Consider the following 21,876-nt stretch of genomic DNA (forward strand, 5'->3'; position numbering starts at 1 on the left):
CGGCGCGCGGCGCGTTCGCCGAGCGCGCCCGAGGGTGCGGCAGCCCGGGATGGCGTCGTCACCGGCCGTCCTCGTCCGACGCGGCAGGGCCGGTTACCTCGGGGCCGGCGGCGGCAGGGGCACCCGCCACGGCGTCGGGGACGTCCGGGCCGGTCGTGGCAGCGTCGGCCGCAAGGACATCAGGGGTGGCGGCGGGGGCGGGCGGGGTGCCCGGGGCCAGCGGGAGCCCGGCGAGGAGCACCACGACCTGTTCGGCCCGGGGGTCGTCCGCGTCCCGCGCGGTCAGCTCGGCGGCCTTGGCGCGGAACGCCTCCCAGAGCTCGCCGAGGGACTCCGGGGTCAGCCGGGGCATCAGGTCGTCGATGCCGGAGTGCGCCTGCCACTCCTCGCCGAGGCGGCCCTGCGCGATGTCCGCCTCGTGCTGGGCCACGGTGGCCAGCAGATGCTCGGCCTGGCGGCGTCTGCTCAGCTCCAGGGCGGCACGGCCCCCCGGCGTGGCGTGCATCGCCGCGTTGCTCCACGAGGTGACGGAGTGGACGGACTTCCAGCGGCGCTCGCGCCCGTCGCGGTGCTCGGCCTCCGTGACGAAGGCGTACTTGGCGAGCACTCGCAGGTGGTAGCTGGTGGAGGCCGACGACTCCCCCGTCCTGACGGCCAGTTCGCTCGCGGTGGCCGGGCCGTGCTGCCGCAGCAGTCCGAGCAGCGTCAGCCGCAGCGGGTGGGTGAGGGCCTTCAGGGCCGCCGAGTCCCGCTCGGGGTCGAGTACGCGAGATGACGGGTCGCTGTCCATGACGGCAGCCTAGAGCGGTCACGACTTTCCCAAAAGTATTTTTGCAAAAATTATTCTGGCAACTCGGCGTGCGGAAGCCTGCCGCACGGGACCCCTCGCGTCAGACCCGCCCCAGCCCCTCCAGCGCTTCCGCCACGAGGTCGAGAAAGCGGGACCGCGCCCGTGGGCTGCACAGCGGCTCCGGATTCCACGGCACGGACCCCGCCCGCCGTACGGCTTCCCGCCACTCCGGGGCTACGGCCTCCCCGAGCGGAGTCGCGTTCGACCGGATGTCCGTCAGGACCACATCGGGACGCAGCGCGGCGACTTCCGCCCAGCCGAGGGTGCACCAGTTGACCCCGGCGCCCTCCCCCGGGCTCACGAGGGGGACCCCGAGTTCGGCCAGCACCCTCAGCTCCGGCCACATGGCGGGGCGGGCGACGTGCGCCTGATCCCGGCCGGCCGGCGACAGGGCCACCACCCGGAGGCCGTGCGGAAGGGCGCCCGCGACGCCGCGGAGCCGCTCCCGGGCGGCGTCCAGGCGGAGCGCCGGGTCCTCGGCGGGCTCGGCCCCGAGCGAGCGCGCCAGCTCGGTGAAGCGTGCGGCGGTGCGGTCCAGGGTGCGCGCCTGGCCCACGTCGATCACGACGACCGGGACGCGCTTCTCCAGGTGCCCGGCGGTGTCCGGATCCAGCCCGTAGATCTGCCCGTGGCCGTAGCTGACGGCCACGACCAGGTCCGGCGCGCCGCGTAAGAGGGTGTCCAGGTCCAGGTCGCCGCCCGCACCCCGGTAGTCGACGGAGTCGAGCGGGAGGGTGCCGGTCTTCGCCGGGTCGGGAGCCGCCCCGTCATGACCGGAGCCGAAGATCCCCTCCGGCTGTATCCCGAGATCCCACAGAGTGGCTCCCGCCTGGACGTACGCGAGCACCCTGGACGGACGGCGGTCCGCCGTCGTCAGGTGCCCACGGTCGTCCGTGAACGTCCACGCGCCCTGCTCCGCCATGTCCCCTCATCCCTCCGCGCCCGGTGTCCGGACCCTCTCCCGGTCTTCGCATCCGACTACCTGCCCAGCCGGTCGCTCCCGCACCCCTCGGTGGAACGTCCCAGATAGGTGAGCGGCCCGGGGTCGCGCACTTCGAGTTCGCCGAAGCCGAGCCGGTCGTAGAAGGCCCTGGCCGGAGTGTTCGCCGTCAGCATGGACAGGTGGACGGCCGGGACGCCCCCCGCCCGCAGCGCTTCCAGGAACCGCCACATCAGCTCCCTGCCGTACCCCTTGCGCTGCCACGCGGGCAGCAGGTCGATGTGCAGATGGGCGGGGTACGCGTCGAGTTCGGGGAGGACCATGCGCTCGGGGCGGTACAGGAGGGCGGTCATCTCGTCGGCGAGGGTGCGTGGCGGACCGGCCGGCGCGGGGAAACGGTCCGTCACCAGCGGGAGCCAGACCGCGCGGAAGTCCCGCGCGAACCGTTCCGTGTCCGCGGTGCCCAGCACGTAGCCGACCGCGCGCCCCGACCCGTCGTCGAGGACGAAGGTGAGCTCGGGTTCGAGGTGCGCGTAGGGCGCGGCGAACAGGGCGGGCATCAGCCAGGGATCGGGGTACAGGCGCCGGGAGTCGCCGCCGTTGTCGGCCGTGCGGACGCAGATGTCCGCCAGGGCCTCCTGGTCGGCCGGCCGGTAGGGACGGATGTGCGGGGCGTCGGTCGTCATCGTCCCATCCTGCATGCATGGGAGCGCTCCCACAAGGGTGGTACGGGCGGTCGGGCACGGTCCCCCACGGCCGCTCGGGCCTTACCGGGTCAGTCCCGGCCCGGCTCCTCGTGCCCCTCCACAGCCGTCTCCGTACGGGCGAGTTCGACGTTGAACTGGGCGCCCGCCAGGAGCGCCAGGTTCGCGAACCAGACCCAGATCAGGAACACCACCAGGCCGGCCAGCGAGCCGTACAGCCGGCCGTAGCTGCCGATGTGGGTGGCGTACAGGGTGAAGCCGGCCGAGGCGAACAGCCAGAGGAACGTCGCGAGCACTCCTCCGGGGAGCCCGCGCCGCACGCCCCGGGCGGAGGCCGGACCGGTACGGAAGAGGACCAGGATCAGGCAGGCCACCAGGCACAGCAGTACGGGCCACTTGAGACCGGTCCACAGGGCGTCCCCGGCGTGCGCGAGGCCCACGCGGCGGCCGAGCCACCGGGCCAGGGGCCCGCTGAGCACGAGGGCGAACGCGCTCGTCATCAGCAGGACGAGCAGCCCGACGGCGGAGGCCACGATGAGGTGGGCCTTGCGCAGGGCGGGACGGGTGTCCTTCACGTGGTGCATCGCGTGCAGGGCACGGCGGAAGACCGCGAGATAGCTGCAGGCGGACCATACGGCGCTGACGCTGCCGGTGGCGATGAGGAGCCGGACGGCGGTCCGCTCGTGGGTGGCCTCCTCCAGAGGGCGGCGCAGCGCGGCCCCCGACTCGGCGGGCGCGTAGGCGGTGATGTCCGCGATCAGGGCCGTGGTGGCCTCGGGGTCGGACAGGCCGATGACGGTGACGGTGACCAGGAGGGCGGGGAGCAGCGCGAGGATGGCGTAGTAGGTGAGGGCCGCCGCCCAGTCGGAGATGTCGTCGTTCCACAGGGAGACGGGGGTGCGGCGCAGCGCCGTCCGCCAGCGCGCAGTCCTCCCGGTGGCGGCCGCGGGCGGGGTTCGTTCCGTCGCGGGGGCGGTCCTGCTGGGCACGCTGTCTCTCCGGAGGCCGTAGGAAGGGTCGGCGGCCCGGATGGTGTCGCCGGACGGTCCGGCGGCCGGGCTGCCCCCTTTCTCTCATGCCTCGCCCCGGCGGGTGTACTCCCGGTGCGCTCAGTCGTTCACCGCGGTCAGCAGCACGACGGCGTCCGACAGGGCCAGCACGCCGTGCCGTTCCTGCGGGGTGGCCCGGAGCCCGCCCTCCGTCATGTCGATGTCGCCGGAGGCGGCGGTGATCCGGACCGAGCCCCGCAGCACCTGGAGCGAGGCGGCGGGCGGCGCGTTGTGCTCGTCGAGGGCCGAACCCTCGGTGAGCGCGATCACCGTCTGGCGCAGCGGCTCCTGGCGCAGCAGGAGGTGGGCGCTGCGGCCGTGGGCGTCGGCGCGGGCCGCGGTCAGGTGCTCGTCGGCGAGGGCGTTGAGATCATTCATAGGACCACTGTGCCGCAGCCTCCCCTCCCCCGCTATCCACTGCGGTGGGCGGCCCCCGGACGGTGTCAGCGGGGTCCGCGCGTCGCGGACCCCGCTCCCGGGGAGCCGGCCTGAGGTTCAGAGACCGCCGGTGTAGAGCAGCCGGTCGGGCGAGCCGGTGCCCAGGCCTGTCAGAACGTCCGGGGTCGCCTTCGCGGCGAGCCCGTCGGCGACCTGCTGCGGCGTCGCGTCCGGGTTCTGCTCGAGGTAGAGGGCGGCGGCGCCGGCGGCGTGCGGGCTGGCCATGGACGTACCGCTCAGCTTCGTGGAACCGCCGCCGAGCTTGGCGGAGACGATGTCCAGTCCGGGGGCGTACATCCACACACAGGTGCCCCAGTTGCTGAACGCCGTCTGCCGGTCCTGCGTGTCGCCGGCACCGACGGCGACCACACGGCCGGCGCGGGCCGGGGAGACGTCGCAGGCGTCCTGGTTCTCGTTGCCCGCGGCGACGACGGGCAGGGTGCCCTGCTCGGCGAGCGCGTCGAACGCGTCGTCCACGGCCGACGAGGCGGGCCCGCCGAGCGAGGCGTTGACCACGGCAGGCTGGGTGGCGCTCCGGGCGATCCAGTCGAGGCCGGCGATGATCCCGGCCCACGTGCCCGAGCCCTCGCAATCGAGCACCCGCACCGGTACGAGCGCCGCGGAGGGGGCGACGCCGTACGTCCTGCCGGCCACCGTCCCGGCCACGTGCGTGCCGTGGCCGTTGCAGTCCTCACCGTCGCGGCCGTCCCCGATCGCGTCGTACCCGGCACCCACCCGGCCGCCGAACTCGGTGTGCGCGGACTCGATGCCGGTGTCGAGGATGTAGGCGGTCACGCCCTGGCCCGTACCGGCTGCCTCGTAGGCGCCGTCCAGCGGCAGGCTCCGCTGGTCGATGCGGTCCAGCCCCCAACTCCCGGCCGCGACCCGGCTTCCCGCCGCCCCCGCCGCGGGTGCGGCCGGCAGCGGCCTCGCCGACGCCGTCTTCGCCGCGGGCGGCGAGACGGAGGCCTCGCTGTTCTCCTCGACGGCCTGGACGCCCGCCGCGCCGCGCACCTTCTCCAGCTGGGCCGCCGTGAGGGAGGCCGCGAAGCCGCGCAGGACTTTGCTGTACGTGAACAGGGGGGTGACCCCGAGCTGCTCGGCCGTGGCATCCGGCGTCTGACCGGCCGAGAGGGTGACGATGTACTGCCCGGGTACGGCCCGCGCCGACTTCTGTACCGGAACGAGTGTCTCACCGGTGTCGGCCGTGGCCGGGCTGGTGCCGATCAGGGGGGCGATCAGCAGCAGAGCGGCTGGGACCCAGCGGGCGCGCAGGCGCATGCGTTCTCCCTTGAGAGGTGGAGGAGCGGCTCGCGGACCGCGGAGGTCCGCGAGGTGCGAACACCTGAGCTTTCGTCCACCTGTGGGGCGGGCCTGAGCCGCGTCAGCCGGACGGCGTAACGCCGCGTCAGGTGCGGATCCGCCGCTGACCCGAAGCTGACCGGCATTCAGGACACTCCCTGTCCTATCAGTCGCTTAGCGTATGGATTCCCACCCGGTCGAACTGGAGAAGGCGGTGCGGCCATGGCCGTGGAACCGACATCCGGCCGTGCGGACGGAGCGGACCTCGAACCGCTGGCCTTCGCGTGTGCCGATGCCCTGGAGTCGTGGCTGGCGGGCCACCACGCGGTGCGCCCGCACCTCTGGCTGAAGATGGCGAAGAAGGACTCCGGCGTCCAGTCGGTCACGGCGACCGAGGTCATCGACGTCGTCCTCTGCTACGGCTGGATCGACGGGCAGCGCAAGTCGCTCGACGGGACGTACTACCTCCAGCGGATCTCACCGCGCCGCCGGGGAAGCCGGTGGTCACAGGTCAACGTCCGCAGGGTCGAGGCACTGACGGCCGCCGGACGCATGCGGGAGCCCGGCCTGGCCCACGTCCGGGCCGCGCAGACGGACGGGCGGTGGGCGGCCGCGTACCCCTCGCAGAGGGAGGCCACCGTGCCCGGCGACCTCGCCGCCGCGCTGGCCACCGACGCCCGCGCGGCACGTCGCTTCGAGCAGCTCGGCAGGACGGACAGGTATCTCGTCATCGTCGATCTCCTCTGGGCCAGAACGCCGGAAGGGAGGACCGCCCGGCTCGCGCGGACAATGGCGAAGCTGACGGCGGAGGACGAGCCGGGCTGAGCCGCGTACCCGTTCCGGGTGCACCCGGAGCGCCGGGGCTCGGTCGGCAGGGTCGACGTGCGCCCGCTGTCCCCCACGCTCCGCGAGCGGACGCTCCACCCCGGAAGGCCGGGACCTGTCCGAAGTGGCGCGGGCGGGCCGGAGGCACCGGTCACCGCGCCGCGCCCGGCGTCAGATGCGGGAAGCGCAGTTCGGTACGGCTGCGGGCGGTGTCGCCGGGGCGCAGTACGGCGGTGGGGAACTCGGGCCGGTTGGGTGAGTCCGGCAGGTGCTGGGTCTCCAGGCAGATCGCGCCGTGGCGTTCGTGGCGGCGGCCGGTGGCGTCGGTGAACTCCCCGTCGAGCTGGTTGGCGGTGTAGACCTGGATGCCGGGCTCAGTGGTCCATATCTCCAGGACGCGGCGGGCGTCCGGGGCGGAGAGGCGGGCCGCGCGGCGCAGGCCGCCGTCGCGGGCGCGCAGCACCCAGCAGTGGTCGAAACCGCCCGCGGCGCTCAGCTGTCCGTCGTCGTGGCCGAGCCGTTCGGCGAGGACGCGGGGCACGGTGAGGTCGAAGGGGGTGCCCCGGACCTCGGCCGGAGGGCCCTGGGGAATGGCGTCGGCGTCCACCGGCAGGTAGGTGTCGGCGTCGACCTCGAGGCGGTGGCCGAGCACGTCGTCCTGGCCGGCCAGGTCGAAGTAGGCGTGGTTGGTGAGGCTGACGACGGTGGGGCGGTCGGTGACCGCCGCGTAGTCGACGGCCAGGGTGCCGGCCGTGTCGAGGGTGTACGTGACCGTGGCGTCGAGCGTTCCGGGAAAGCCCATGTCGCCGTCGGGGCTGCGCAGGGTGAGCCGCAGGGACGCGGTGTCGCCGGTGGTGTCCGCGCTCGCGTCCCACACCTTGGTGTGGAAGCCCTCCGGGCCGCCGTGCAGGGCGTGGCCCCGGTCGTTGGCGGGGATGTGGTGGGTCGTGCCGTCCAGGGTGAAGCGGCCGTGCGCGATGCGGTTGGCGTACCGGCCGACGACGGCGCCGAAGTACGGGTGCCCGGCCGTGTAGTCGTCGATGGCCGCCAGCGAACGGACGACCGAGGCGGTGGCGCCCGTGGTGTCCGGCACGGTGAGGCTGTGCAGGGAGGCGCCGTAGGTCAGTATCCCGGCCGTGACCCCCCTCCCGCAGTCGAGGGTCCACAGGTGGGTGGGGGTGCCGTGGGCGGAGCCGAACAGGGTGCTGTGCACGGTGGGGCGCGGCATCAGAGGTCCTCGGGGAGAGCGGCGGCGGCCCCGGGTGCGGTGGACTCCCGCACGACGAGGCGGTAGCCGGGGCGTGGCCGGCGTGGTTCGGCCGGCGGTGCGCCGGAGAGCCGCTCGACGAGACTGTCGACGGCCAGGCGGGCGATGGCTTCCTTGTCCGGGGCGATGGTGGTGAGCGTGGTCGTGCCGTAACTGCTCTCCTCGATGTCGTCGAAGCCGACGACGGCGATGTCGTCCGGAATGCGCAGCCCCCGTGCCGTGATGGTCCGCATGGCACCGATGGCGATCAGGTCGTTGTAGGCGAACACGGCGTCGGGCCGTTCCCCCCGGTCCAGGAGGGCCGCCATGCCGGCGGAACCGTCCTCGCGGCCGTAGCCGTCGGTGACCACGACGAGGTTCTCGTCCGGGGTGATCCCGGCGGCGGCCAGCTCCTCGCGCCAGCCCCGCAGGCGCAGGTGGGCGGGCTGGCGTTCGCGGCCGGTGCGCGAGCCGAGGAAGGCGATCCTGCGGTGGCCCAGGCCGACGAGGTGGCGCACGGCGTCGCGGGCCGCTGCCACGTTGTCGATGGCGATGTGGTCGTACGGTGCCTCGTACTCGCGCTCCCCGAGCAGGACCAGCGGCGCCGTCTCGGTGCGCGCCATGAGGTCTTCGGTCTCCAGGTGGATGGGGCTGAGGATGAGACCGTCGATGACGTGGGACCGGAATCCCTGGCTGACCAGGAGTTCCTTCTCCCGCAGCCCCGCGGTGTGGTCGACCAGGACGGTGTAGTCGTGGCGGGCGGCCGCGTCGACGACCGCTCCCGCGAGCTCGGCGAAGTACGGGTTGCCGAACTCGGGGACCGCAAGGGCGATGATGCCGGTGCGGCCCTTGCGCAGGTGACGTGCGGTGAGGTTCGGCCGGTAGCCGAGCTCGTCGATCGCCTGCTGCACCTTCGCGCGCATCGCGGGTGTGACGTGCTGATAGTTGTTCACCACGTTCGACACGGTCTTGATGGACACGCCCGCCCGTTGCGCAACGTCCTTGAGGCTGACGCCCACGGCACTCCTCGGCTCGACTCGGCTCTTCGGATCGGTGGCTTCCGCTCGTCCGCGGCTGGTCCGCGGTCAGGTGCTTCTGCGACTGCGCGCCAGATATCGCTGGGCCACCACGACAACGATAAGGAAACCCCCGCTGACCACCGACTGGTACGAGGAGTTGAGCGAGCCGATCTGGTTGATCAGGTTCTGGATGACGGCGAGCAGCAGGACGCCCCAGAGCGTGCCGCTGATCGAGCCCGCGCCGCCCACGAGCAGCGTGCCGCCGATGACGACGGCGGAGATCGCGTCGAGTTCCATGCCGACGCCGACGATGGTGACGCCGGAGGACAGCCTGGCCGCGTTCAGCGCGCCGGCGAGTCCGGCCAGCAGACCGCTGAGCGTGTAGACGAGGATCTTGGTCCGCGCGACGGGGAGGCCCATCAGGGTGGCGGCGTCACTGCTGCCGCCGACGGCGAACAGCGTCTGCCCGAACGAGGTGCGCTGCAGGACGAGTCCGCCGGCGCCGAAGAGGACCAGGGCGATCAGGATCGGGTGGCCGAATCCCCAGACGGCGCCCTGGCCGAGGTCACCGAAGGCGGAGTCCTTGGGCACCAGGTAGGTGGTGGCCCCCTCGTCGGTGATGGCGAGCAGGACGCCCCGGGCGCCCAGCAGGGTGGCGAGGGTGACGATGAAGGGGGCCAGGTTCCCCCGGGCTATGAGGAACCCGTTGAGCAGGCCGATCGCGCCGCACGCCACGAGGGGCAGCAGCAGGGCGGCGACGAATCCGTACTGCGAGGCCCAGGCGGCGAGGACTCCGCCCAGGGCGAAGACCGATCCCACGGACAGGTCGATGCCCCCGGTGATGATGACCAGCGTCATACCGAGCGCGACGACGGCGAGGAAGGAGGCCTGGATGGTCACGCCGCGGGCGTTGTCCAGGGAGGCGAAGGTCGGGTAGATGAAGGAGGCGGCGATCACCACGGTGAGCAGGACCGCGAGGACGCCCTGCCGCTGGAGGAGTTCGGCGGCGCGCCGTCCGCCTGTCGGCCGGGCGCCCGGCTCGGGGCGGGGCGCGGCCGGCTTCCGCGGCCCCGGGGCGGGGGCCGTGGCGGTGGGTGCGGGGGTGGTTTCGTTCATCGGGACCGACGCTCCCGGGCGACGTAGACGGCGGCGATGATGATGGCCGCCTGGGCGATCTGTGCGGTGGAGTCGGGCAGGTCGTGCTTGACGAGTGTGGCGCGCAGGAGCTGCATCAGCAGGGCACCGGCCACGGTGCCCAGCACCCGGACGGAACCGCCGTTCAGAGGCGTGCCGCCGACGACGACGGCCGTGATGGCGGAGAGTTCCATGAGGGTGCCCAGCGAGGACGGGTCGCTCGCGGTGAGCCGGGCCGTGGCGAGGATGCCGGCGAGGGCGGCGAGGACCCCGCAGAGCACGTACACGCCGATGAGGACCCGCTTGACGGGCAGGCCGGCGAGAGCGGCGGCGGAGCGGTTGCCGCCGACGGCGACGATCTGGCGGCCGAAGGTGGTGCGCCGGACCAGGAAGGCCACGGCGACGGCGAGGACCCCGGCGATCAGGACGACCGGCGGGACGCCGAGGAAGGAGCCGGATCCCAGCGACAGCAGGTCGGGGTTGACGATCTGCTTGAGCTGGCCGTCGGCCATGACGAGGGCCAGTCCGCGGCCGCCGACGAAGAGGGCGAGCGTGGCCACGATGGGCTGCAGGCCTACGAGGGAGACCAGGCTGCCGTTGACGGCGCCGACGACCGCGCCCGCCAGGAGCGAGACGACGAGCGCGGGCACGAGCCCGTATCCGAGGTAGAGCGGCAGGAAGGCGGCGGCGAGCGCCATGGTCGAGCCGACGGACAGGTCGACGCCCTCGGTGCCGATGACCAGGGCCATGCCCAGGGCGACGATGACGATGGGGGCGACCTGGACGAGCTGGGTGCGGAAGTTGTCGGCGGTCATGAAGTGGTCGGTGAACACCGCGTTGAAGAGCAGCACCACCGCCACGGCGACGTACACGCCGTACTCCTGGTACCAGGCGGGGTCCCGCAGCCGGGCCAGGTAGGGGGCGGGCCGGTCGGGCCGTGCGGACTTCGGGGGCGCCGGGGCGGCGGTCGGGGTCATCGGTGGTCCTCCTCGGTGGCCGGGGCCTTGTCCCCCGAGGCCGGTGCGTGGTCGGCGAGCACGTCGAGCAGCCGGTCCTCGGCCACGTCGTCGCCCGCCAGTTCGCCGGCGACGGCTCCGCCGCGCAGGACGACGATCCGGTCGGCGCCCTCGATGAGCTCCTCGATGTCGGAGGAGATGAGCAGGACGGCCAGGCCCTCGCGGGCGAGGTCGTCGATGAGGCTCTGGACCTCGGCCTTGGCTCCGACGTCGATACCGCGGGTGGGTTCGTCGAGCAGCAGGACCTTGGGTTCCAGGCAGAGCCAGCGCGCCAGGAGGACCTTCTGCTGGTTGCCGCCGGAGAGTTCGCCCACCTTCTGCTCGGGGCTCGACGCCTTGATCCTCAGGCGTTTCATGAAGATGTCGACGATCCGGTCCTGTCTGGCGCGGGAGACGACACCGGCCCGGGAGAGGCGCGGCATGGCGGCCAGCACGATGTTCTCGCGGACCGAGAGGCCCGGCACGATGCCCTCGGCCTTGCGGTCCTCGGGCAGCAGGCTGATCCCGGCCCGGATGGCGGCGGCCGGGGTGAGCCGCTTCAACGGGACGCCGTCCACGGTGACTTCACCTGAGTCCAGCGGTAGGGCGCCGGAGAGGGCCTTCGCCGTCTCGCTGCGGCCCGAGCCGAGGAGGCCGCCGAGGCCGAGCACCTCGCCCCCGTACAGCGACAGGGATATGTCGTGGAGCTGGAGGCGGCTGTTCAGGCTTGTGGCGGTCAGTACCGGGGTACGGGCGGCCTCGTGGCCCCCGGCGGCGAAGTTGGTCACCCCGGCGCGGCGGACCTCGGCCAGGTCGCGGCCGAGCATCATCGACACGAGCTGCATCCGGTCGAGGCCGGCGAGGTCGCCGGTGTGGATGTGGCGGCCGTCGCGCAGCACGGTGACGCGGTCGCAGATCCGGTAGAGCTCGTCCATGCGGTGACTGACGTAGAGCACGGCGATGCCCTGGCCGCGCAGTTCCCCGATGACGCGGAAGAGGGTCTCCACCTCCCGCGGTTCGAGCGAGGAGGTGGGTTCGTCCATGATGACGACCTGGGCGTTGACCGAGACGGCCCGGGCCAGGGCGACCATCTGCTGGGTGCCGATGCCCAGGGTGTGCAGCGGGCGGCGGGGGTCCACCCGCACGCCGAACCCGTCGAGCAGGCCGCTCGTCTCGCGGTGCATGCGCGGGAAGTCGATGAGGCCGAAGCGGTTGCGCGGTTCACGGCCCAGGAAGATGTTGCGCGCCACGCTCATCAGCGGGACGAGGTTGACCTCCTGGTAGATCGTGGAGATGCCGGCCTGCTGGGCCTCGAACGGCCTCGCGAATCCGACCGGTTGGCCCGCGAGCCGCAGTTCGCCGCCGTCGGGCCGGTACACGCCGGTCAGCACCTTGATGAGCGTGGACTTGCCCGCGCCGTTCTCACCCACCAGCGCGTGGGTCTCCCCGGCGCGCAGGGAGAAGGAGACGTCGTCGAGGGCGACGACCCCGGGGAACCGTTTGCTCACCGAGCGGGCTTCGAGCACGGCGGGGGCGGTGGGCGCTGCCCGCTCCGGTGCCTGAGGTACTGCTTCGGGTGGTGCCATGGGTCCTGGCCTTCCGCTGTTCCAAGGGTGTGGGCCGGGGGGCCGCCGTGGCGTGGTCTGCGCCGCGGCGGCCGGGGCCTTCGGTGACCGGAGGGGGTCAGTACGCCCCGCCGAGCGACTCCTTGGCGTTGGTGTCGTCGTAAGCGCGGTCGGTGATGATGACGTTCTCGGGGATCTCCTCGCCGCCGTAGAACTTCTGGGCGGTCGCGAAGGCGAGCGGGCCGAAGCGCGGGTTCGACTCGATGACGGCGTTGTACTCGCCGTTGACCAGGGCCTGGACGGCGTTGCGGGTACCGTCGACCGAGACGATCTTGACGTCCTTGCCGGGTTTCTTGCCGGCGGCCTTCAGCGCGGTCACCGCACCGAGGCCCATCTCGTCGTTCTCCGCGTAGACGGCGGTGATGTCCGGCTTGGACTGGATGAGCTGCTCCATGACCTGCTGGCCCTTGTCACGGGCGAACTCGCCGGTCTGCTGGGCGACGATCTCGATGCCGGGGGCCTCGGCCTTGATCCGGTCGACGAAGCCCTTGGTGCGGTCGGTGGTCACGTTGTTGCCGGAGGCGCCGAGAAGGATGGCGACCTTGCCCTTGCCACCGGTGGCCTTGATCATCGCGTCGGCGGCGCGCTTGCCCTGCTCGACGAAGTCGGAGCCGAGGAAGGCCACGTAGTCCTTGCATGCCGTGGAGTTGACCTTGCGGTCGATGGTGAGGACGGGCACCTTCTTCGCCGCCGCGGCCTTGAGCGCCGGCTCGAGCCCGTCGGAGTTGAGCGGCGCGATGATGAGGAACTGCGCGCCCTGGGAGAGCATGTCCTGCACGTCGCTGATCTGCTTGGACAGCTGCGACTGCGCGTTGGTGGTGAGCAGCTTCCTGACGCCGATCTTCTTCGCCTCGTCCTTGATGGACTGCGTCTCGGCGATCCGGAACGGGTTGGCCTCCTTCTCCGACTGGGAGAAGCCGACCACCGCGTTCTTCAGGTCGAGCTTCGGCGCTCCGTAGGTCTGGAGCGAACAGCCGGGGCCTGAACCGGTCTCGGGGGTCTCGGCCGCCTGGGCGCCCTGGCTGCTGTCGCCACCCGCGCTGTCCGTGGTCTCCGACTTCGAGCAGCCGGCGGCGGCCAGCGTGGCGGTTGCGGCGAGCAGGCAGGCCGCGGCGAGGGTACGGGATCGACGCTGGGTCATCATGCGCGGGACGCTCCTTGGCGGGATGACGGCGCGCCGTTCGGCGCGCGGTCGGGCATGGCTGGACGATCATCGGCCGCTCAGCGGCAGATGGCACTGCAATCCTCACGACCCCCCTCCGAGCTGGGAGAACGGTGGTCATGAGAGCCTGTGCGGCCTCTCGGCGGCTCGGTTTACAACGTTATATAGGCGGGGTGACGCGGGCGGCAAGAGAGTTGTCGCCGTGTTTCCGAAACGTGTCGCCCCGGCACGCGCCCCGCGGGGCGTCCACCGGCACGGCACGGGCAGGAGCCCGCACCACCGAAGCTCGCCGCCCGGAGCCGTGCGGGCCGATCGGAACGGGGGCCGGGAGGCGGTACGACCCGGTACGCAGGGACGCGAACGACGGTTCCACGCTCTTCAGGGCGGCCGCCACCCGGTGCGCCTCACCGGAGCGGCGGGATGGGGCTGACCGGCGCCGGTGTGCCCGGCGGCCGTCCGCGCCACATCGTCCCGGCACCCCGGAAGCACGGCCGGCCACCGCGGCGGCGGGCACGCGTGGGACACCGTGCCCCTTCACCCGGGACACGGCGTGGGCGGTGGATACCCCTGCGCGCCGTGAGGTGAACGCCGGGCGGGCCCGGCCGTTCGCCGGACCCCGGCTCCGTCAGGCATCGCCCATGACCAGTCCCTCGATCGTGTGCTTCTGCACGAGGGGCGTGAGCTCCTCCACGACCGGACAGGCCAGATGCGCCCGTACCCGGCCGGGCAGCGCGGCCCAGTACGCACGGGTCACCGCCATGTCGTGCTGGGCGTCGTTTCCCGCCCCCGGGGCGTCGACGCCCAGCACCAGGACCGGCCGGGAGTCGGGCGAGTGGTTGGCCGTGCCCCGGTGGATCGTCAGAGCGGAGCGGGCCGAGATGTCACCCCGCTGCGGGTACGTGCGCCGGGCCAGTGCGGCGTAGCGGGGGTAGTCCTCGCGGCGGGGGAACATCGCGTGACCGAAACGGGTGTCGTCGTCCCACTGGGTGCCGGGCGCGATCTCGAACGGCCCCATGTCCTCGCGGGTGTCGACGGCGGTGACGTTGAACGCGAGCGAGGTGAGCCTGCGTGCACGGCGGGTGGCGTCGGGCATGGGGAAGTCCCGGTGCCAGGGCTGGTTGACGGCCCCGGCCAGCGGCACGTCGAACCCGAGCTCGACGATGCGGTAGTCGGGCCCCAGGACGGCCTCGCAGACCCCGCGCACCCAGGGGTGGTCCACCAGGTCCACGAAACCCCGGAGCTGCTCGGGGTGGATCTCGACGTAGTACCGGTGGGGCCCCCGGCCGACCGCTCCGCCCTCGCGGCCGCGCGCCTCGGCGAAGGCGGCTTCGATGTCCTCGCGCATCCGGTCGGCCCAGTGCGGTGCGAACGCTCCCCGGCACGCGGTGATGCCGGCGTCGTAGAGGTCCCGCACCGCTGCCTCGCGGTCGGCCGGAGGAAGGGGGGCGGTCGCCGGGTCGTGCATGTCTGGGGTCCTTTTCGTGGGAGGCGGAGAGACGGGGCGCGGCTCGGCCCCGCATCGGGCGCTCCGGCCGGCCCCGTCCCGGACGGGCCCGCGCTCCCGGCAGCGCGGTGATCGCGCGCGCTGCCGGGAACGGTCCTGGGGAGCAGGGGCCCTACGGCTGCTCGCCGTCGTGGAGGGCGCTCACCTCCTGGTCGGTGAGCGCCTTGTCGTACACGCGCACCTGGTCGACGGAGCCGTTCCAGAAGTCGGTGTTGCCGCCGGACCACTTGGCGCGGCCCACGGAGAGGGCGCCGCTGCTGACGTCGGCGGTCCCGGCCTCGGCGGTGGCCGCGAGCTTCCCGTCGACGTACAGCTTGATCCGGTCGCCGCTGCGCACGCCGACGAGGTGGTACCACCGGCCCAGTTCGGGGGTGACCTCGAGCCTGGCCCGGTGCGCGCCCGGGGTGGAGAAGGCGAACGCGCCCTGCCCGTACTGGAGGTAGAACGGGTTCTCCTGGCGGCGGCCGTCCTGGCTGACGACGGTGGCGTAGTTGCCCGGCAGCGCGTCCAGCGACGCCCAGGCCGAGACGGTGTAGTCACCGGTGGTGTCGATGACCGGGCCGTCGGTCTGCGCGAACTGGCCCTCGCCGTTGAACTTCAGTGCCGAGCCCTTCACCCCCGGCGCCCAGGACGTGCCCTCGGAGAGGGCGAGGTCCTTGTGGTTCGGGCCGCTGTCGGCGGCCTTGGTGCCCTTGTTCTCGTCGAGGGACCAGGCACCACCGCCCTTGAGCGCGTCCCGCTCGCCCGCTGCCGCCCCGGCCGCGATGACCTCCTGGTTGATCTTCCGCACCTTGGCGGGGTCGACCTTGATCTCGCGGCGGTCGTACGTCCAGAGACCGTTGAGCTCGTTCTCCAGGTCGGTCACCTGGGTGTAGATGGAACCGGAGAGCTCAGCCCGGGCCGCGTCGAGGTAGTACGTCCGCGTGTTGTCGACGTACTTGGCGGTCAGCGCGTCCTTGTCGGCGACACCGCTGTAGATCGCGGTGGGGGCACCCGGCCACATGTGTCCGGGCATCCGCAGGGTGAAGCCACCGTGCTCACCGTCGATCGCGGCCCGGTTCCCGTCCGGGAAGGCCGGGTCGGTGTTGTTGTAGTCGTGGTGGTCGATGATGTCGCCCTTGCCGGAATCACCCTTGGAGTTGCAGCAGTTGACACCGCTGTGGGCGTTGACGACCCGTGAGGGGTCGGCGGCCCGGACCTTCTCGGCGATCTTCCCGGTCTCGGTGCGGTCCCACTCGCCCCAGCCCTCGTTGAAGACGATCCAGGCACCGATGGAGGGGTAGTTGTGAAGCTGCTCCATCATCTCGGCGCCCTGGTCCAGGAAGGCCTTCTGGCCCTTCTCGCCGGTGATGTCGCCGGAGACGAAGTCCTGCCAGACCAGCAGCCCGAGCTGGTCGGCGTGGTAGTACCAGCGCGCCGGCTCGACCTTGATGTGCTTGCGTACGGAGTTGAAGCCGAGGTCCTTCTGCGCCTTCAGGTCGAAGACGAGGGCCGCGTCGCTGGGCGCCGTGTTCAGGCCGTCGGGGTAGAAGCCCTGGTCGAGCTGGGCGAGGGAGAAGAACGGCTTTCCGTTGAGCACCAGCTTTTGGTAGCCGCCGACCTGGGCGACCCCGAAGGAGCGCATGCCGAAGTAGCTCTCGACGGTGTCCTTGGAGCGGCCGTCCTTGAGGGTGACCTCCAGGTCGTACAGGTACGGGTCGTCCGGGGTCCACAGGTGCTGTCCGGCGACCGGGAGGCTCAGCTCGCGGTTGGCCGGTCCGCTGACCCTGCCGACGACCTTCCCCTTCTTGTCACGGGCGACGGCGGTGATCCGCGCGGACGCCGAGGCGTCCTCGGAGTTGACCGTCAGGGCGAGCCTGCCCGTGTCGATGTCGGGCGTGGTGGTGAGGGAGTCGACGGCGGCGGGGGCGACCGGCTCCATCCAGACGGTCTGCCAGATACCGGAGGTGGCGGTGTAGAAGATGCCGCTCGGGTGGGCGGACTGCTTGCCCGTGGGCTGGTCGGGCCCGGTGGTGTCGGTGACCGCGACCACGACCTCCTGGGGGCCCCTGCCCGTGAGCGCGTCGGTGATGTCGGCGCTGAAGGCGGTGTAGCCGCCGGTGTGTTCGGCGACCGGCTTGCCGTTGACCCAGACCTGCGCCTCGTAGTCGACGGCGCCGAAGTTGAGCTTCAGGCGGTCCTGACCGCTCCGCTTGCCGACCGACCAGCTCTTGGGCACGGTGATCAGCTTGCGGTAGAACATGTGGTCCTCGTGGCGCTCGATCCCGGAGAGCTGGGATTCGGCGGGGAAGGGCACGGTGATGCGCTCGCCGAGCGGCTTGCCGAAGACCGGCTTCTCCCCGGCGGCGGCTCCGGCGAACTCCCAGGGGCCGTTGAGGTTCTTCCAGTCGTCGCGTACCTGCTGCGGGCGGGGGTATTCGGGCAGCGGGTTCTTCGCGTCCAGCTTCTCGCCCCACGGGGTGAGCAGCCGGTGCGTGGAGTGGTTCCTCGCCCTGCGGCTGATCGCCGGGACGGCCTCGTCGCCTGCCTTCAGCCCGCCCTCGCCGTCGTAGACGAACGTGACCCGCTGGTTCTTCTGGACGGCCGCGCCCAGGGTGACGATGAGCGCGTTGCGGTCGTCCGACGCCCTGGTGACGGACTCCACGGGCATCGGCGTGGTGTCCGCCTCGATCTTGAGGTGGTTCTTCACGTCCTCGATGCCGCTGACCTCGTGGTCGAAGGCCGCCTGCAGCTTCAGGCCGTCCTCGGCGACGTCGAGCCCGATCGGGTAGACCTCGAAGTCGGCGGGCGGGGTGAACGCGGACTCGGGGACGATCTGCTTGGTGAGTTCAGGGCTCGACCAGCGCAGGAACATGTTGGCCCCGCCGGTGTCCTGGAACATCTCCAGCCGGAACGAGTGCTGCTCACCGCCCTTCAGGGCGACCGGGGCGCTGGTCTGCTCCTTGTCCCAGTCCGGCACCCAGTGGTCGATGACGGGTTTGTCGTCGATGAAGAGCCGGAAGCCGTTGTCGCCGATGGCGCTGAAGGTGTAGTCGCCGGTCTCGGGGGCCGCGATCTGCCCCGTCCAGCGGGCGGTGGTGTGCTCGGTCCTCCCGGTCGCCGATTCGAAGGCGCCGGTCAGGCCGGGGAAGTTGATGTCCGGGTCGAGGGCCACGGCGCCGAGCTTCGCGAAGTCGCGGGCGCCCGGGGCGGACATGGCGAAGTACTCGCCCTTGAGTCCGTGCACCTCGGTGGAGGGGGCCTCCGTCGCGAACGCCGACGCGGAGGCGGCGCCCGCGGCGGGGGCCGCGGAGGCGGCCGGCACCAGAACGGCCCCCACGGGGAGCAGCAGTGCCGCCGTACAGGCGAGTGATCTGAGGAGCGTGCGGGGGCGGGCTGGTTGTCGTCTCAAGGCGTCGTCCTCGTCGAAGAAGCCGGGGTGCCCCGCACTGCGGAGCACTGCACATAGTCGAACATTGAGCCACAGCACCGAACACCTGACAACGGTTGTGCACACAGATTTTTCAACGATAGAAAAACGAGACCGTCACCGCCTGCCACGCCGGGCACACCGGAGCCGGTGAGCGGTGCCGCGCCGCCCACCGGGCCCCGGGACACGACCCGTTGGTGTGCTACTGAGGAAGGTCCGCAGGTCGCGTCGCCCAGGACGTGTTCGGCCGGGCGGCGAGCCGGTAGGTGAGCGACCCTCCCCGGGTGACCAGCCGGTCATCCGTCCAGGACCTGCCGCTCGCCCGCCCGTCCACCGTCACCGCGTCGATGTACGGATGTGTGTCATCGGCCTGCGGAGCGCTGATCGTGATGTCCCCGCCCTGCGGCCGGTCCAGCACGGCGGCCGGGAACAGCGGCGTACCGAGCAGCATGGTCGCGCTGCCGGGTGTGCGCGGGTAGAGGCCCAGGGCCGAGAAGACGTACCAGGCCGACATCGTGCCCAGGTCGTCGTTGCCGGGCAGGCCGCGGGGGCCGGTCCCGTACACCGTGTTTACGATCTCGCGTACGGTCTCCTGGGTCTTCCAGGGCTGCCCCAGCGCGTTGTAGAGCCACGGGGCGTGGATGCCCGGCTCGTTGGTCGGGTCGTAGCGCAGGGCGTCTCCGCCCTTGACCGACCAGGAGCCGTCCGCCTTGTGGAAGAAGGAGTCGAGCCGCTTCGCCGCGATGTCCCGTCCTCCCATGGCGTCGGCGAGCCCCTGCACGTCCTGCGGGACCATCCAGGTGTACGTGGCGCTGGTGCCCTGGGCGAAGCCCCGGTCGCTGCCCGGGGCGAACGGGGTCAGCCAGGAGCCGTCGAGGTTGCGGGCCTGGATGTAGCCGGTCGTCCCCGCCCCGTCGCCCGCCTGCGGGTTGAAGACGTTACGCCACCAGCGTCCGCGCTCCTCGAAGGCCGTGGCCTCCTCGTCCTTGCCGAGCAGGCGGGCCCAGCGGCCGAGCGCGTCGTCGGCGACCGCGTCCTCCAGGGTCTCGGCCGCACCGCCCCAGCAGTGGCAGACGTCCTGGGCCGCGTAGTGGGACTCCAGGTACTGCGCCAGGTTGGGCCGCTGCCCGGTGCACTGTCCGGGGCATCCGGCGTCCACGAGCCCGTCCGGGTGGGGCACCGTGGCCTGGCGGGCCAGGGACCGGTAGGCGCCCTCGTAGTCGAAGTTGCGCACGCCCATCGCGTAGAACGTGGCGAGGGTGGCTGCCGAGGGGTCGCCCGTCATCACGTGCGTGGCGCCGTTGACGTGGACCCACCGGTCCCAGACGCCGCCGTTCTGCCGGGCGAAGTTGTACAGCGACTGCGCGAAGTCCCCCGCGATGCGGGGCTTGAGCAGGGCGAGGAGCTGGATCTGGGCCCGGTACTGGTCCCAGCCGGAGAAGTTGCTGTACTGGGCCCTCTGCCCCCGTTCCACGCGGTGCGCCGAGCCGTCCATGCCCGGATAGCGGCCGTCGGTGTCGCTGATCAGGTTCGGCTGCATCAGCGCGTGGTACAGCGCGGTGTAGAAGGTGGTGCGCCGCTCCTCGCTCCCGCCGCCGATCCGCACGGCACCGAGCTCACGGTCCCAGGCGCGGGAGGCGGCCCGGGCCACGTCGTCCACGCTCGCCCGGGGTGCGATCTCCTGGCGGAGGTTGGCCTCGGCCCCCGCCTGGCTCACGTAGGAGATGCCGATGCGCATGCGGACGTCGGCGTCGGTGCTCGTGTCGAATCCCACCCAGCCGCCGGACCCCTTTCCGGCGCGGGCGGCGCCGGTGGCGTACCCCTCGCCTCCGCCGCCGGCGGTCGCTCCCGGCGCGATCGCGCCGTCGCGCCAGGTGCCGGTCGAGGCGAAGTCACGGTCGAAGGAGGCGCTGAAGTAGAGGCGGTAGTAGCTCTTGCGGTTGTTGGTCCCGCCGTTGGCGCGCCGGCCGCAGAACGCCCCCGTGAGCACCGAGCCCGTCACCTTGCGGTGTGCGGTGTCGATCTCTATCTCGGCGTCCTCGCTGCCGTTGAGGGAGTTGGACACCCGGAAGAGCAGGTTGGCGGGCTTGCCGGCCGGGAAGCCGAAGTCGGCCACCCCCGCGCGCTCGCTCACCGCCAGGTCGGCGGTGGCGCCGGAGTCCAGTCCGACGGTGTAACGACCGGGTACGGCACGCTCGTTGGCGTGCGAGAAACCGGACGCGTAGACGGCGTCCTTGGTGTCGGCGGACGGCGAGGAGGTCACGTCCCCGGTGAACGGCATGATCGGCACGTCCCCCGCGGCCCCCGGGTTGCACCCGGCGCCGTTGACGTGGGTGAGGCTCAGCCCCCGCATCCGGGTGACCCCGTACTCGTAGCCGTTGGCCGCTCCGGTACTGGTCTGGTCACCCGTGGTGCTGGTCGGCGACCAGGCGATCATGCCGTACGGGCGGACCGCGCCCGGGTAGGTGTTGCCGCCGTTCGCGGTGCCGATCAGCGGGTCGACGTAGGCGGTGGGGCGCGTGACGGGCGTGTCGGCCTGGGCGGCCGGCGGCATGACGGCGCCGGCGAGCGCGCCGGTGAGCAGGAGCGCGGCGGCGCGCGCGGCGAGGCGCCGGGCCGCGCGGGACGGTCTGGACGGCATGTCTCGGGTACCTCCGACAGTTCTGGACAACGTTGTCAGCACCTGGCGGACCGCTCCGCCGGGTGGTGATCTCCACGGGGCCGAGCGTAGGTGCCCGCGGCGTGCGGGGGAATGCCGCCGACGGAGGCCCGTGGTGAACGAGTGGTGAACGGACGCCGCCGTTTCCGCCCTCCTGACACCATGAAGGCCGTCGGACGACACCCCGGGAATCCGCAGAGGAGCCACGTGATCCGCTGGACGTACGCCTTCATCGACCGGCCCGCCGCCGTCACCGCCCGCGCGACCGCCTTCTGGGCGGAGGTCACCGGTACCCGCACCTCGGGCGCCTGGGGCGAGCGCGAGGAGTTCACCACCCTGCTCCCGGACGGGGCCGATGCCTGCCTCGCCACGCAGGCCGTGGGCGGGGCGGGTGGCACTCACCCGGACCTGGCCGTGGAGGATCTGGCGGCCTCCACCGCGCAGGCCTGCGAGCTGGGCGCCGTGGTCCGGTCCCGGAAGCCGGGACCGGTCGTGCTGCGCTCCCCCGGCGGCATGGCGTTCTGCTTGGTGGCCTGGCGCGGTCAGCGGACCCGGCCGCCCGTCGTCCACGGGCCCGGGGGGTTCCGGAGCAGGGCGGACCAGCTCTGCCTCGACGTGGCTCCCGGCGCGTTCGAGGCCGAGGTCGCGTTCTGGACGGCGCTGACCGGCTGGGACTCCCGGCCGGGTGACCACACGGAGTTCCACGTCCTGCGCCCGCGGCTGGATCTGCCTGTGCGTCTGCTCGTCCAGCGGCTGGAGGAGCCCCGCCCCGCTTCCGGGCACCTGGACGTGGCGTGTTCCGACCTGGAGGCGGGGCAGGCCTGGCACGAGCGGTGCGGCGCCGAGTTCGTCCGCCACGGCGACGGATGGACGGTGATGCGGGACCCGGCGGGCGGCCTCTACTGCCTGACGGGGCGTGACCCGCTCACGGGCGAGTAGCCGGGTGGGAGCTGCGGTGGCCGCCGACGGGCAGCGGGGAACGCCACCCGGCGGACGCCGCGTCCTCACGGGCCCG

The 21,876-nt window shown here is 72.3% G+C and carries 17 protein-coding genes; 2 read left to right on the forward strand and 15 right to left on the reverse strand.

Translation table 11 applies throughout. The features are described 5' to 3' along the window. Positions 1-58 precede the first annotated feature (58 nt). From ACH4VO_RS07055 to ACH4VO_RS07080, 6 genes are all read right to left on the reverse strand, one after another. A complete protein-coding gene (locus ACH4VO_RS07055; RefSeq protein WP_360988994.1) occupies positions 59-790 on the reverse strand; it encodes a helix-turn-helix domain-containing protein in 732 nt (243 codons plus the stop codon). 100 nt (positions 791-890) lie between these two features. Continuing rightward, the gene (locus tag ACH4VO_RS07060) at positions 891-1,772 is read right to left on the reverse strand and encodes an ABC transporter substrate-binding protein (RefSeq protein ID WP_360988991.1); all 882 of its coding nucleotides are present in this window, start codon (positions 1,770-1,772) and stop codon (positions 891-893) included. 56 nt (positions 1,773-1,828) lie between these two features. Further along, a complete protein-coding gene (locus ACH4VO_RS07065; protein ID WP_360988988.1) occupies positions 1,829-2,476 on the reverse strand; it encodes a GNAT family N-acetyltransferase in 648 nt (215 codons plus the stop codon). Positions 2,477-2,565: 89 nt separating this feature from the next. Then, positions 2,566-3,483 carry a YihY/virulence factor BrkB family protein gene (locus ACH4VO_RS07070; protein WP_360988985.1) on the reverse strand — a complete coding sequence of 306 codons (918 nt, stop codon included), beginning with the start codon at positions 3,481-3,483 and terminating at the stop codon, positions 2,566-2,568. Between the two features lie 120 nt (positions 3,484-3,603). Further along, positions 3,604-3,921: a cupin gene (locus tag ACH4VO_RS07075; protein ID WP_360988983.1), complete on the reverse strand. Its 318-nt coding sequence runs from the start codon at positions 3,919-3,921 to the stop codon at positions 3,604-3,606. Between the two features lie 117 nt (positions 3,922-4,038). Continuing rightward, positions 4,039-5,262, reverse strand: a complete 1,224-nt coding sequence (locus ACH4VO_RS07080; protein WP_360988980.1) for a S8 family serine peptidase — start codon at positions 5,260-5,262, stop codon at positions 4,039-4,041. A gap of 243 nt (positions 5,263-5,505) precedes the next feature. On the opposite strand from ACH4VO_RS07080, the gene ACH4VO_RS07085 reads away from it, so the two are divergent. Then, positions 5,506-6,108, forward strand: coding sequence for a YdeI/OmpD-associated family protein (locus tag ACH4VO_RS07085; protein ID WP_360988977.1), 603 nt, complete (start codon positions 5,506-5,508; stop codon positions 6,106-6,108). A gap of 151 nt (positions 6,109-6,259) precedes the next feature. Here ACH4VO_RS07085 and ACH4VO_RS07090 read toward each other — a convergent pair whose 3' ends face one another. The 9 genes from ACH4VO_RS07090 to ACH4VO_RS07130 form a co-directional block, all read right to left on the reverse strand. Continuing rightward, complete coding sequence (locus ACH4VO_RS07090; RefSeq protein ID WP_360988974.1) at positions 6,260-7,336, reverse strand: aldose epimerase family protein; 1,077 nt, start codon at positions 7,334-7,336, stop codon at positions 6,260-6,262. Further along, a complete protein-coding gene (locus ACH4VO_RS07095) occupies positions 7,336-8,373 on the reverse strand; it encodes a LacI family DNA-binding transcriptional regulator (RefSeq protein WP_360988971.1) in 1,038 nt (345 codons plus the stop codon). Before ACH4VO_RS07095 ends, ACH4VO_RS07090 begins: the two co-directional genes overlap by 1 nt. A 66-nt stretch (positions 8,374-8,439) precedes the next feature. Continuing rightward, entirely contained in the window at positions 8,440-9,489 is a 1,050-nt protein-coding gene (locus ACH4VO_RS07100) for an ABC transporter permease (protein WP_360988968.1), read from the reverse strand. Then, complete coding sequence (locus tag ACH4VO_RS07105; protein ID WP_360988966.1) at positions 9,486-10,484, reverse strand: ABC transporter permease; 999 nt, start codon at positions 10,482-10,484, stop codon at positions 9,486-9,488. Before ACH4VO_RS07105 ends, ACH4VO_RS07100 begins: the two co-directional genes overlap by 4 nt. Next, on the reverse strand, positions 10,481-12,088 hold the full coding sequence (locus tag ACH4VO_RS07110; RefSeq protein ID WP_360988963.1) for a sugar ABC transporter ATP-binding protein: 1,608 nt from the start codon (positions 12,086-12,088) through the stop codon (positions 10,481-10,483). The genes ACH4VO_RS07105 and ACH4VO_RS07110 overlap by 4 nt, the downstream gene beginning before the upstream one ends. Positions 12,089-12,185: 97 nt before the next feature. Further along, a complete protein-coding gene (locus tag ACH4VO_RS07115) occupies positions 12,186-13,271 on the reverse strand; it encodes an ABC transporter substrate-binding protein (protein WP_360988961.1) in 1,086 nt (361 codons plus the stop codon). 643 nt (positions 13,272-13,914) lie between these two features. Beyond that, the gene (locus tag ACH4VO_RS07120) at positions 13,915-14,754 is read right to left on the reverse strand and encodes a phytanoyl-CoA dioxygenase family protein (protein ID WP_360988958.1); all 840 of its coding nucleotides are present in this window, start codon (positions 14,752-14,754) and stop codon (positions 13,915-13,917) included. 151 nt (positions 14,755-14,905) lie between these two features. Continuing rightward, a complete protein-coding gene (locus tag ACH4VO_RS07125) occupies positions 14,906-18,232 on the reverse strand; it encodes a LamG-like jellyroll fold domain-containing protein (RefSeq protein ID WP_360988956.1) in 3,327 nt (1,108 codons plus the stop codon). A gap of 172 nt (positions 18,233-18,404) precedes the next feature. Beyond that, complete coding sequence (locus ACH4VO_RS07130; protein WP_360988953.1) at positions 18,405-20,843, reverse strand: GH92 family glycosyl hydrolase; 2,439 nt, start codon at positions 20,841-20,843, stop codon at positions 18,405-18,407. 225 nt (positions 20,844-21,068) lie between these two features. Between ACH4VO_RS07130 and ACH4VO_RS07135 the strand changes: the two genes are divergently transcribed. Next, positions 21,069-21,800, forward strand: a complete 732-nt coding sequence (locus ACH4VO_RS07135) for a VOC family protein (RefSeq protein WP_360988950.1) — start codon at positions 21,069-21,071, stop codon at positions 21,798-21,800. The last annotated feature ends 76 nt before the right edge of the window (positions 21,801-21,876 follow it).

It is taken from the genome of Streptomyces sp. NPDC020780 (genome assembly GCF_044334475.1).
Lineage (GTDB): Bacteria > Actinomycetota > Actinomycetes > Streptomycetales > Streptomycetaceae > Streptomyces.